The organism is Endozoicomonas elysicola (assembly GCF_000710775.1).
GTDB lineage: Bacteria > Pseudomonadota > Gammaproteobacteria > Pseudomonadales > Endozoicomonadaceae > Endozoicomonas > Endozoicomonas elysicola.
In genome coordinates this window covers 1,012,581-1,025,349 of sequence record NZ_JOJP01000001.1, presented here as the reverse complement: position 1 = coordinate 1,025,349, position 12,769 = coordinate 1,012,581, and the positions used below count along the sequence as shown (strand labels likewise).

9 protein-coding genes are annotated in these 12,769 nt (G+C 47.9%); 7 read left to right on the top strand and 2 right to left on the bottom strand.

Features of this window, described 5'->3' with window-relative positions; genetic code table 11:
- Positions 1 to 29: 29 nt before the first annotated feature.
- From GV64_RS04285 to GV64_RS04270, 4 genes are all read left to right on the top strand, one after another.
- Positions 30 to 2,102: a discoidin domain-containing protein gene (locus GV64_RS04285; RefSeq protein WP_152553917.1), complete on the top strand. Its 2,073-nt coding sequence runs from the start codon at positions 30 to 32 to the stop codon at positions 2,100 to 2,102.
- Positions 2,103 to 2,162: 60 nt separating this feature from the next.
- The gene (locus GV64_RS04280) at positions 2,163 to 3,098 is read left to right on the top strand and encodes an OmpG family monomeric porin (RefSeq protein ID WP_034844030.1); all 936 of its coding nucleotides are present in this window, start codon (positions 2,163 to 2,165) and stop codon (positions 3,096 to 3,098) included.
- Positions 3,099 to 3,162: 64 nt separating this feature from the next.
- On the top strand, positions 3,163 to 4,236 hold the full coding sequence (locus GV64_RS04275) for a family 43 glycosylhydrolase (RefSeq protein WP_020584153.1): 1,074 nt from the start codon (positions 3,163 to 3,165) through the stop codon (positions 4,234 to 4,236).
- A 546-nt stretch (positions 4,237 to 4,782) separates the two neighbouring features.
- Entirely contained in the window at positions 4,783 to 6,291 is a 1,509-nt protein-coding gene (locus tag GV64_RS04270; protein WP_020584154.1) for a sodium:solute symporter family protein, read from the top strand.
- Between the two features lie 62 nt (positions 6,292 to 6,353).
- Here GV64_RS04270 and GV64_RS04265 read toward each other — a convergent pair whose 3' ends face one another.
- Positions 6,354 to 7,058, bottom strand: coding sequence for a pseudouridine synthase (locus GV64_RS04265; protein ID WP_020584155.1), 705 nt, complete (start codon positions 7,056 to 7,058; stop codon positions 6,354 to 6,356).
- 367 nt (positions 7,059 to 7,425) lie between these two features.
- Between GV64_RS04265 and GV64_RS04255 the strand changes: the two genes are divergently transcribed.
- From GV64_RS04255 to GV64_RS04245, 3 genes are read left to right on the top strand one after another with little or no spacing between them, the layout of a single operon-like run.
- Complete coding sequence (locus tag GV64_RS04255) at positions 7,426 to 9,867, top strand: DMSO/selenate family reductase complex A subunit (RefSeq protein WP_020584157.1); 2,442 nt, start codon at positions 7,426 to 7,428, stop codon at positions 9,865 to 9,867.
- 11 nt (positions 9,868 to 9,878) lie between these two features.
- The gene (locus GV64_RS04250; protein WP_020584158.1) at positions 9,879 to 10,502 is read left to right on the top strand and encodes a DMSO/selenate family reductase complex B subunit; all 624 of its coding nucleotides are present in this window, start codon (positions 9,879 to 9,881) and stop codon (positions 10,500 to 10,502) included.
- Complete coding sequence (locus GV64_RS04245; RefSeq protein ID WP_020584159.1) at positions 10,502 to 11,338, top strand: dimethyl sulfoxide reductase anchor subunit family protein; 837 nt, start codon at positions 10,502 to 10,504, stop codon at positions 11,336 to 11,338. Before GV64_RS04250 ends, GV64_RS04245 begins: the two co-directional genes overlap by 1 nt.
- Positions 11,339 to 11,417: 79 nt before the next feature.
- Here GV64_RS04245 and pepT read toward each other — a convergent pair whose 3' ends face one another.
- Positions 11,418 to 12,662 (bottom strand): peptidase T, encoded by a 1,245-nt coding sequence (pepT, locus tag GV64_RS04240; protein ID WP_026258505.1) that lies wholly within the window; start codon positions 12,660 to 12,662, stop codon positions 11,418 to 11,420.
- Positions 12,663 to 12,769 lie beyond the last annotated feature (107 nt).

Genomic DNA, 12,769 nt, shown 5'->3' with positions numbered 1-12,769 from the left:
ATTCACTCAAAAAGATACAGGACATCAATGTGAAGTCTCATCGCAGGAATCTGTGCTTAATTATTTGTATTATTTTGTCAGCATTTCACAGTCAGGTATCAATCGCACGGATAGAAAATAACGGTAAGACACTCAACCAGATTACTGATTTTAATAAAACCACTCAGATAAAAGGTACCTGGTACGGGTTAAAACTTCATGAAACCCCATCCGGTGCTTTTGATAAGTTTACAATTTCTACCTCAACCGATAATAAAACCACATGGTCCACGCCAACGGTCGTATTAAGCAATGAAGATCTTACCAATAAAGGTGAAGATCAACATGAAGACTATACGCGTTCAAAACTCGCTGCTGTAAAATGGCTGATGTGCCCGGCAACAGGCAACCTGTCCATCTGGGCTAAGCGGCATGGTATTGATTCGAACAATAAAATCATTCCCCGTAAAGAACTGCTGCGTGCCGCTGTAGTGGGCAGTGGCAAGACACCGGCAGACCGCTATACCGACTCCATTATCATTGACTTGCCTTATGGCAATGTATCCGGTGACCTGGGAGAAATTGTTGAAGATGGCAAGCTGTACCTGGCATCGGCGGACACTCAGCAGGGCGTTGTTCATATTCTTGAATTAAACGATGAATGCAGCGACATCAAACCCAATGGTCCACTGTTGTCTCTTCAATGGTTCAATGATGACAACAGTATTGATCACCGGGAAGCGCCAGCCATTTTCCGTGAAAACGGTTACCTCTTTATGATGACTTCCGGTAAAACCGGCTGGCGTCCCAATCAGCATAAATACACGTACGCCCCTTCCGTCAAAGGGCCGTGGACGGATCATCTGATACCTATCAGTGACAGTACCGCTTACCACTCTCAGGTTTTCGGTGTAAAACGAATTCGTTCATCGAATGGTTCCGGGCACAGTTCATTACTGTTTTCAGGTACACGTAATGCGGCCACCTGGAATGGAAAAGACAACCGCAATATCTGGATGCCGCTGTATTTTAATACCGATACGAATCTTGCCACTAACTATTACGATCGCATCACCCTTGATGAAGAAAAAGGAACTGTTACCGGCTATCAGCTGGATCACGGCACTCAATTATCCATAAAAAATACGGTTCTACAGGGCTTTCAGGATGATGTTACTGCACTGACGGATAATGACTTATCGACCTTTTGGTATAACAACAACCACTCCGATAAAAAGACCCTGACGTTTGACCTGGGAGAAGCACAACGGATCAAGGCCATTAAGCTAAAACAATTTGATCAGTACAATAATAAGGTGGACGTCAGTCTGCGCACTCCCCGGTTAAAGGTTGAAGTGGGTAATGGGCAGACATTCACTCCCGTTTTTGAAGACATTGTCGGCTCCATAAACTGGCTTCAGACCATCAACCTACCTGAAGCACACGGCCAATATCTAAGACTGTCACTTATAGAGAACCACAAAGGGAATAGCAGCGGCACGACCAATGATTTTGGCTTTTACGAGGTTGAAATCTGGGGAAATAAGTACAGTCCATCACCTCAACTCCATGCAGGCTTTGATACGCCTGAAACCGGAACACTTCCTCAAGGCTGGGAGGTTATTCGCTCATCAGGGACATCCGCTTCGGTCATTAAGGCCGATATTGGTGGCGCTCTTCAACTTCAGGATAACAATAATAACGGTCGTGTCGTAGCCAGCCACACATTGACACCACAAAAAGGCGCACGGGTTGAAGCAACGCTCCGATTTAAATACAACACGTCAGGCAGCGGAGATTACATTCGACTGATGTCGGGTAAAAAAATGCTGATCAATATTGTTAATTCAGTGAAGCATCGAAAGCTTGCGATTACCGACAACCGATTTAATGAAACAGCCATCGCCTCTATCAACAATGACACGTGGTACAAGCTTCGGCTGGTGATGAATACCGATGCTAATACCTACGATATTTTTCTGAATGATCGCCTTATATGGGGAGGCGCTCACTTTGCAGAGGCCGCCAGCTTTATAGACAACATTCGAATCGGTACAGCGACCAAAGAATCAGGAAGCGTCGCCGTTTACGATGACATCATGATCCATGGACCGATTCAGTAACACCATTCTGACAACCAGATCAGATATTCATTATTTTTTATTTTAATAGGGGGAGGCGGTATGACTGCCATTAATCTATCCGGGATTAAAAGATACACATCCAGCAGCCTTATCTTAATGGCCCTATCAACCAGTGCGTTGGCGGGTAATGTTCAGATAGGTACGGAGTTCAGGGACTTTAATGAACCCTACAAAAGCGACAGCTACCAGATGCCCTATGTATCATTCAATCTGAATCCAATAGAAGGGTCACCTCTACAGGTCATCGCCAAGATTGACTACCGTCATATGGATCTGCCAGAGCAACGAAGCTGGAATAATCGCTCACGTCAGACGTTAGCCGTAGGCTATCAATGGACTTTGGGTCAATTTACCTGGGCACCAAAAGTGGGTTTTCGGCACCAGATTTATGAAGGCAATACGCGCTCTATGGAGTATCGCTTCTACCCGGGCCTTCGATATGATTTCAGCAAAAGTACCTCAATTAATCTCGCAGGCTGGATGGCGCCCACAAGAAGCCATGGACGATTCCGTGATGATGGCGTCGATAAAAAACTACGGACCAGTTACGATGATTATACCCATGAGCTTGAACTGAAACTGGGCCACTCTCTTTCATCCAGTCAACGAGTGACGGTTTCTTTATATCATGAGATGTTTAGTAAGGAATATGAGAGCCGTGCCTTCAGCAATAAAGAAAGTGATTCCTTACAGCTGCGTCTCTACTATCGCCATCGATTGAATGATTTAACATTGGAACCCTATACCCGTATTGATTTAACCCAGAATCAAACCGACGGTGTCGGTAATGAAAGAAATCAGAAACGAAACCGTTACGGTATGCTGGCCACCTATAAACTGAGCAAACAACTGTCCATCCTGCCTGAAATCTATATGGAAGAAGCTGACGTCAAAACCTGGAATAACGAAGATGCGACCAATCCGGAAAAGTACTACATGTATTACGGATTGAGTTTCCGTTACTCCTTCAAATAACCACTCTATAAAACCCTGACAAAGTCAGGGTTTCCATTTACGGTAAAACGAGTTGAGTGTTCTTATGTCAGGTAAGAAATATCTTATCAGGGTTGCATCTGCTGTTGTTTTTGGTTTGCTGACATCATCAGCTATCGCGGATCTGAAACCCATCGAATCAGGCAAAGACTGGCTTGATACCAACGGGAAACTGATTAATGCCCACGGTGGCACCCTGTTTCAAGCTGAAGAAACATATTACTGGATTGGTCAGGATCGAACCCAAAACAGCAACCTGTTTAATGCCCTTAATTGCTACTCATCCAATGACCTCACCACCTGGACATTTGAAAACCAGGTAATGACCAGTAAAAGAAATACTGAGCTGCCTTCCGATGTCATTATTGCCCGGCCAAAAGTTATTTATAACCAGTTAACCGACAGTTTTGTTATGTGGTTCAAGTACCGCAGACCCGGAGGCATTGAGCCCAATATGAGAGCCGGTGTTGCCAGCAGTGAAACTCCTTGTGGTGACTATCACGTTGAATCTGTTTTTTTTCCAACAGCTGACAGAGTTGCTCACTATGCTGGAGATAATGCCCTCTATGCTGACGAAAATGGCAAGGGTTACTACGTTCTCTCTTCTATTGGCGAGTTGAAAGATGGCGAGATGGGCGTACTGACTGAAGGTCAGATCATGCGTCGTCTGAAAATTTTTGAAATGACCCCGGATTTTAGAAATATCCAAAAACTGGTCTACGACTTCCCTGTTGAAACAGTGCACAAAGAACAGAGAGAAGCACCCGGTATTGTTAAAATGGGTGATACCTATATCCTGTTTTCCTCGGGCACCATGGCCTGGAGGCCTAACCAGCAAAAATATTCAACAGCACCAGCGATGACAGGTCCCTGGAGTATCTGGAAAAATATTGGGGATGAAACAGCTTATGGCTCTCAAACCGCCTTTATTATTCCCGTCGTGGGAGATCAGAAAACGACCTACATTTATGCAGCCGATCGCCATGAAGCAGACAATTTGATTGATTCACGGTATGTATGGTTGCCCATACAGAAAGGCAAGAATGGCGAGCTTAGACTGCAGTGGATAGATCAGTGGACAATGGATACCGAAACGGGAGAGTGGTTAATCACACAGTAATCTCATGGGCTTTTGATGCTTTGCACTGACCTGCGAACCTTCAGGGTATCTGATTAAACTGGTCTCCGACGGATTACTCCATCACATAACTCTTGGTCTAATTACGATCAGTGCCGCTCTTATGCTGTCTAATTCATTTGCATAAACTTAAAACAAGGCAGGTAAACCTGCCTTGTTTTTATACCAACCTACATTCGGTTCTATTATCAATTAACCGGTTAATAAATAGACTAATGGCTAATTAATAACAATTGCACTTTCTAAATCCCTATTGCGCTGATGATCTTAACAGACATTCTGCGTTGAAGCTCCTCGCCATAGCTAAGGCTATCCAGCTATTCATGCTCATAACGGGTTTAGAAAATTTAATTGGTATAATTTACAATTCAGTACAAATCTTAATCTTATTTTTCTATATATTCCCCCTCATTTATTTGAATCGGTATTCCTGTTGATAAAAATCAACAAACCATTCAAACAACACTGAAACAATAAACACAGAGTCACAACAAATAACAATCAAACTTCTTTCTTGAGTATACCGCCATGAGCCTGAATCTGGATGGGCAGACGATTGTCCTGTTGATTGTTCTTGGGTATTTGCTGGTGTTAATTGGTATTGGTATTTATTCGACCCGAAAAATACAGAGTTCGGAGGACTTTCTGGTCGCGGGTCGGCGTCTTGGGCCGTTTCTGATTGCCGGAACCCTGGCAGCCACGGAAATTGGTGGAGGCTCATCACTGGGCGTTGTTGAAAAAGCTTACGGTGACTGGGGACTGTCATCACTCTGGTATGTCGCCACCATGGGCGTCACCTTTACCATTATTGCCATCGTTGCGCCCATGCTGCGCAAAGCCATGGTGAAAACCATTCCTGAATTCTTCCGCCGCCGATACGACCGGCATTCTGCACTATTCACCTCCATCATCATGACCCTGCCCTTGATTGGCCTGACTGCCGTACAGTTCATTGCTTCCGGGGTTATCCTGTCCGTGATTATGGGGCTGGATTATCAGACCTCTGTCGCCGTAGTTGCGGTGGTCGTGATTATTTACTCCATTATGGGCGGATTATGGTCGGTATCGCTGACGGATTTCTTCCAGATGCTGATGATCGTCTTTGGCATGCTGGCAGTCCTTCCCTACTCACTTGATATGGTTGGTGGCTGGAACATGGTGGTTGAAACACTTCCAGCCAAATCAATGTCCCTCACTGAGGGTATAGGCTGGCCAACCATCCTTAGCCTGATCTTTATTTACACTGCGTCGTTTATTTGTGGACAGGAAGTTACACAGCGACTGTATGCCGCCAAAAACGGTAAAACCGCCCTGCTGGGTAGCCTCTTTGCCGGTGTGCTGTTCTTCGCTTTCGCTCTGATACCTGCCTCGCTCGGCGTCATTGCCAAAGCCATGGTGGAGCTGGGCATCCTTGACGCTACTGACATTCTTGAAAACGGTGCCCGTTATGTGCTGCCAACACTGGCTGTACAGGTAATGCCACCGGTTCTTGTCGGTGTTCTGTTTGCTGGTATCACCTCAGCCACCATGTCATCCGCCTCTTCAGACCTTCTTGGTGCGGGTTCCATTTTTGCCAACGATATCTACAAGATCTATCTGAACCCTAAAGCCAGTCAAAAGCAGCTGCTGAATGTTGCCCGCTTCACCATGCTGATCTTTGGTGTCTTTGCCCTGGTGATTGCAGTGATGAATACCTCTGCCATTATCTCCATACTGATGTTCTCATTCAGTCTGAGGGCCGGCGGGGTGCTGGTACCGTATCTGCTGGGTCATTTCTACAAAAAAGGCAGCAAGCAGGCCACCTGGGCTTCTCTGTTCCTGGGAACACTGGGCATTCTGGCCGTACAGTACGACTGGATAAACTTCTTTGGGCTGGACGGTATCTTCCTGGGGCTGTTGATGAGCTTTGTCAGCTATATGGTGATCAGCCATCTCTATCCCGGTAATGGCTTAACCATTGAAAACTGGGGGGAAGAAGCGGTGGAAGAAACCACTGAAGAAGAAAAAGCTATAAACCTGCAACCCAAGCACAGTTAATAAAAACTCTGCTTTATTGCCAGACAGACTTTCCTGTCTGGCAATAAAGGCCTGATACTGTCTCATAGTGCTGCAATTTCACCGCTCGTTAAATGCCGCCACTGCCCGGGTGGCAAGTCACTGTCCAGAATCAAATTGCCCACCCGGCTGCGATGCAATCCAACCACTGGGTTACGAAAGCGACCAAACATTCGCTTGATCTGGTGGTATTTGCCCTCGACCAGTACAACTTTTGCCTGGTATGGGCTTAAAATTTCCAGAGTCGCTGGCAGCGTGGTGATGCCTTCATAGCCAAAGTACATACCATCACGAAATACCGGGATGTAATCGCCGGAAAGTGGGTTCTGCAGCGTCACCAGATACTCCTTGGCAACATGATGATCCGGTGCCATCAGCGCTTTTGACCAGCGGCTATCATTAGTCAGCAGTACCAGGCCAGAAGTATTCAGATCCAACCGACCCACAATGTGAAGCCCGTGTCGTTCTTCTTCGGGTAACAAATCCAGTACTGTTGGGTGAATATCGTCTTTAGTGGCACTGACCACACCAACGGGTTTGTGCACCATGATGTGTCGGGGCTTATCCCCTCTCAGAAGCTGTCCATCAAGGGCAACCTGATCAAACTCATGTAGCTGATAATCCATCTCCCGAACCACATCACCATCTACCGTAATGCGGTTCGCTAATAAAACAAGGCGAACCTGCTTACGGGGGACTTGTAGATGCTTGGCAAGAAACCGGTCCAGCCGGGTACGTTTACTCGACATTTTAATTCCTTACACAAGAGCCAACATGGAAAGTATTCCTGAGTGAAATCGAAAGCATTAGGCAATAAAAATAAAATAGAAAATACACCTTTCATAAAGGAAAACAATAGTGTTTAAACACGGAATTAATCTGTTATTAACCCAGAACTATTAATAATCACTTTAAAAGTATTTAAAAGTTTTGACCGACCATTAAAACTCTCATTAAAAAACGACAAAAGCTGTCTTTCAAAACCGCATAAATCAATAAAAAAAGTATGGTTAATTTGCGCCAGATCATCATTATCCACACTCAGATGTAGTGAAATCACCGACCAGCAGAACCAATTTTAAGTCCTTCCTGAATTCTCATCTGTGAAGAAACACTATGTCTGATACGATCAAACGTGGCTTTAAGACCGCACTGGGTCGCCGTGCCTTTATGAAATGGAGCTCTCTCGCAGGAGGGAGTGCTGCCGTTCTGGGCTCTGGCCTGCCCTTCTCCCTCAGTGCCAGTGAAAAGAAAGCGGAAACCACACCGGAAGAAAAAGTCGTCTGGTCTGCCTGTACCGTAAACTGCAGCAGCCGCTGCCCACTGCGCATGCACGTCTCCAATGATGTCATCACCCATGTTGAGGCGGACAACACCGGCTCCGAAGAGTGGGGAGACCACCAGGTAAGAGCCTGCTTACGTGGTCGTTCCATGAAACAACGGGTATATCACCCGGACCGTCTGAAATACCCAATGAAACGGGTGGGTAAACGGGGCGAAGGTCGATTCAAACGAATCAGCTGGGATGAAGCCCTGGACACCATCGCCGGCAGCCTGAAAGATATCCGCAGCCGCTATGGCAATGAAGCCATTTATATCAACTACGGCACCGGCACCCTGGGTGCAACCGTTTCCAAATCCTTCCCTCACTCCGCCACCATGATCGCCCGTTTGATGAACTGCTACGGTGGCTACCTGAATTACCACAACACCTATTCTTCGGCTCAGTACACCGTTGGCCTGCCTTACACCTATGGCGGCAGTGGCTGGGTTTCCGGCAATGAGATCTCTGACCTGGTGAACTCGAAACTGTTGGTGATGTTTGGTACCAACCCGGCAGAAACCGATATGGGCGGCGGTGGTCATATTTATCATCTGCAACAGGCCAGAGAACGCAACCCGATTCGCACCATCAGTTTTGACCCCCGTAAAAATGACACCACGGTCGTCAGTAACGATAACGAATGGGTGCCACTGCGACCGGGTACTGATGCCGCCCTGATTGCCGGTATGGCTTATGTCATGATCACCAACGGTCTGGTGGATATGGACTTTATCAACCGATACACCATTGGTTTTGATGAAGATACCCTGCCAGCTTCTGCACCAAAAGGCGCTTCCTGGAAGTCATACATTCTCGGGAATGGACCTGATAAAACACCGAAAACCCCTGAATGGGCAGCCAAAATCACCGGCGTGCCTGTGCATAAAATCGAAAGCCTGGCCCGTGAAATAGCGACCACCAAGCCCTGCACCATTACCCAAGGTCTGGGCCCTCAGCGTCATGTGAACGGTGAACATACGGTTCGCGCCATTGCCATGCTGTCCATCATGACCGGCAACGTGGGCATTCCCGGTGGTGGTAACGGCGGCTCAATGAGCGCCTACTACATGCCATTTGCCGGATTCCCGCAGCTGGAAAACCCGGTGAAAACGTCCATACCGGTTTTCCTGTGGACCGATGCCATCTGGCGTCATGAAGAGATGACCAGCACCACCGATGGCATTCAGGGCAGTGAACGCCTGAAAGCACCACTGAAGTTTTTGTGGAACTACGCCGGTAACTGTGTTCTCAACCAGCATGGCGATATCAACCGGACCCATGAAATCCTTCAGGATGAAAACCAGTGCGAAATGATTGTGGTGATCGAAAACCACATGACGTCCAGCGCCCGCTATGCCGACATCCTGCTTCCCGACCTGACCACCTCCGAACAGTTTGATTTTGCCTACCAGGTGGATGCAGGAAACATGGGCTTTGTCGTCTGCACACAACCTGCAGTTTCGCCAATGTTTGAATGCCGAGGTCTCTATGAAGTCTGCGCAGATCTGGCAAAACGACTCGGTGTTGAAAAAGCCTATACCGAAGGACGAAATCGTGAGCAATGGCTGGAACTGATTTATGCAAATGCCCGCCAGAACAACCCAGAACTGCCCAGTCTTCAGCAGTTTATCAAACAGGGAATCGTCAAACAGAAGCGCCCTGGCAAACCGTACGTAGCTTTTGAAGCCTTCCGTCAGGATCCCGAAGCCAATCCGCTGGCAACCCCTTCCGGAAAGATTGAAATTTATTCGGAACGACTCGCTGAACTGGCCAGCAGCTGGCAGCTGAAGAGTGACGAGTTCATCAAGCCTCTGCCTGAATACGTCTCCATGTGGGAAGGTCATGAATCTGAACTGGCCAAAAAGTATCCACTGCAGGTGTATGGATTCCATTATAAGGCCCGTGTCCACTCGACTTACGGAAACGTTGCCACAATCAAGGATGCCAACCGTCAGGAAATGTGGGTTAACCCGGTAGATGCCGAAGCACGCTCTATCAAAGACGGCGACCTGATGCGGGTGTGGAATGACCGTGGTGAACTGAGAGTCGTCGCCAAAGTCACCCCAAGAATCGTTCCCGGTGTTGTCGCCATGGGTCAGGGTGCCTGGTATTCGCCCAATAAAGACAAGGTCGACCTGGGTGCCTGTATCAATACGCTCACCGGTCAACGGCCAACATCTCTGGCCAAAGCCAACCCACAGCACAGTAACCTGGTTAATATTGAGAAGGCCTGAGGACATAAACAATGGCTCAATACGGATTTTATTTTGACAGCAGCCGTTGCACAGGGTGTAAAACCTGTTCCCTGGCCTGCAAAGACTTCTACGACATCAGCGTTGATCGTGACTGGCGCCGTATTTATGAATACGGCGGCGGTGACTGGGAGCAGAACAAGGACGGTACCTGGGAACACAATGTGTTCAGTTACTACACCTCCATAAGCTGCAACCATTGCGACAGCCCGGCCTGTGTTAAAGCCTGCCCGACCGGTGCCATGCATAAGCGGGAGCAGGATGGTCTGGTTGCCGTGGATCAGGATCGCTGCATTGGCTGTCAGTATTGCTCCATGGCCTGCCCTTACGGCGCGCCACAATACGACGCCGAGAAGAAAGTGATGAGCAAATGCCATGGTTGTTATGAGCGTGTAGCAGAAGGCAGCAAACCGGTTTGCGTGGATGCCTGCCCATTGCGTGCTCTGGACTTTGGCCCAATTGATGAGCTGCGTGCCAAATACGGCAGTGAAGCCAGCATTGCGCCATTACCCGACGCTGGTATGACATCCCCCAATCTGGTAATAAAACCCAACGTACAGGCCAAACCCAGTGGTGATAAATCTGGCTCTGTTCAAAACAGCCGGGAGGTGAAGTGATGGAACATCTGTCTCTGGCTATTTTTACAGTACTCGCCCAATGTGCAGCAGGACTGCTGATGGTTACCGGTGTTATTCAGCTGATGGCCGGTAATGTGTTAACTACCGGAAATATGCGGCTGTTAAACCGCCACTATGTACTGGCACTGGTGATTCTGGGCGCTGCCCTGATAGCCTCCATTACCCATCTGGGCCAGCCATTCAGAGCCATGAATGTGATCTATGGTCTGCTCCACAGCTCACCACTGAGTATGGAAATTCTGGCCATCAGTGCATTTGGTGGAGCCTTGTTGCTGTTCACCGGTTTACAGGTTCGCACAATGCAGCAAAATGGTCTCAGCAAGAATTTGCTAATCCTTACCGTACTGCTTGCTGTAGCTCTGGTTCAGGCTATCGCCAACGTTTATACCCTGTCGGCAGTCGCTGCGTGGGACACACCCCTGACTTCCATTCAGTTTTTCAGGACTGCACTGACCATCGGTTCATCATTGGCAGCACTGTTGATTGCAGGCAGTCATGGTCGTCTTGGTGACCTGAAAGCAGTGGCTGGAAAAGTTAGCGCTCGGGCTGGAATAGCAGCACTTTTCCTGGTCGTTTCAGTATCCATGATGTTTAGCAATCACCTGGCTGGGCTGGGTATCATCAGCTCTTCCGGAGATACTCAACTTTATATCTACAGTGGGTTAATGCTGGCAGGTTTGCTGTGCTGGATCATTCCAACCATGAAAGGCCAAAACAGCTTTATAGGTGCTGCTGCTGGTTTGGTTTTGGTGGTTATCGGCGAAGTCATGTCACGGATGTATTTCTATGACCTGCTGCATGCGCAGGTTCTGTAGTTATAGAATAAAAGACTTGTTCAAACCAAGTTCCATCAGCCAACCAGGCTGATGGAACCTGAATTCAAAGCCTGTTGCTTTACATTCCCCAATCTTTTTCCGCCGTCACCCGAATCACATCCACCACTACATCACTAGCAGCCTGCAACGATTTCACGGGCAGATATTCGTAAATTGAATGGAAATTATGAGCGCCGGTGAAGATATTCGGACAAGGCAGGCCTTTCTGGGAAAGCACGGCACCATCGTAACCTCCCCGCATGGGCACGGCGTTCATGGTGATGTTGTTGCGGGCATAGGCTTCTCGGGCAATTTCAATAGGAAATCCGGCATCGCCTTCCAGACTGTTGGCCACATTCTCATAACGGTCAGACAGTTGAATATTGACCGCCTTTTCACCCCATAAAGCCTGACAGTTTTCTGCCAGTGTCTGCAGGAACATCATGCGACTACGGTAACCTTCTTTAGTGAAGTCCCGGATATCCATTTTCAACACAGTTCTGGCACTGTTACCAGCAAGCTCTTTAACCCAGTAATACCCTTCACGGTCCTCTGTATATTCCGGCGCTTCACCCGCTGGCAGCATGGCAATAAATTTATGAGCCATCAGCAACGAGTTCTTCAGCTTGCCTTTTGCTGACATGGGATGGGCAGACTGGCCGGTAAAGGTAATGACAGCATCACCGGCATTCCAGTTTTCGTGAACGAAGTCGCCAATGCCACAACAATCCAGCGTATAGCCAAAATCGGCCCCAAATGTTTCCACATCAAAAGCCTTGGCGCCACGCAGCCCCTGCTCTTCATCAGGCACAAAGGCGACCTTCACCGTACCGTGTTCAATCTCAGGATTATTTTTCAAGGTCTGCAATGCATCCAGAATAGCCGCGATAGCCGCCTTATCATCAGCCCCCAGAAGGCTGGTGCCATCCGTCACGATAATATCCTGGCCTTGATACTGGGCGATCTCCGGAAACTCTGATGCTTTTAATGCGATATCCAGATCACTGTTCAGACAGATATCACCACCTGAATAGTGAACAATCTGCGCATGGGTATCACTGGTTTGCTCTGCACTAGTATCAAGGTGGCCAAAGAAAGATACGACAGGTAATTTCCTGTTGGTATTGGCCGGCAGAGTCGCCGTTAAAATTGCACTGTCACGTAATACGATATCTTCCAGCCCAAGCACTTCAAGCTCACTGGCGACTAATTTTGCCAACTCCATCTGGCCTGGAGATGAAGGCATGATGCCAGCAGCACCGTTTTCACGGTGAGTGGTGGTATTAATCCGGGTGTAGTTCAGGAAGCGTTCAACAATGTTCATGGGTACTTCTGTGCACAGGCTTAACAAAGGCTGCAGGCTATCAGAAACCATGCCAGTGAGCAGATGACAACGGTCAACTGATTCATGCCGAATTGGCATTCCACATC

Bases quoted from the DNA above. Each gene is read 5' to 3' on its own strand.
- GV64_RS04255 (WP_020584157.1), top strand. From the start codon at position 7,426: ATGTCTGATACGATCAAACGTGGCTTTAAGACCGCACTGGGTCGCCGT.
- GV64_RS04245 (WP_020584159.1), top strand. From the start codon at position 10,502: ATGGAACATCTGTCTCTGGCTATTTTTACAGTACTCGCCCAATGTGCA.
- GV64_RS04270 (WP_020584154.1), top strand. From the start codon at position 4,783: ATGAGCCTGAATCTGGATGGGCAGACGATTGTCCTGTTGATTGTTCTT.
- GV64_RS04250 (WP_020584158.1), top strand. From the start codon at position 9,879: ATGGCTCAATACGGATTTTATTTTGACAGCAGCCGTTGCACAGGGTGT.
- GV64_RS04280 (WP_034844030.1), top strand. From the start codon at position 2,163: ATGACTGCCATTAATCTATCCGGGATTAAAAGATACACATCCAGCAGC.
- GV64_RS04275 (WP_020584153.1), top strand. From the start codon at position 3,163: ATGTCAGGTAAGAAATATCTTATCAGGGTTGCATCTGCTGTTGTTTTT.
- pepT (WP_026258505.1), bottom strand. From the start codon at position 12,662: ATGAACATTGTTGAACGCTTCCTGAACTACACCCGGATTAATACCACC.
- GV64_RS04265 (WP_020584155.1), bottom strand. From the start codon at position 7,058: ATGTCGAGTAAACGTACCCGGCTGGACCGGTTTCTTGCCAAGCATCTA.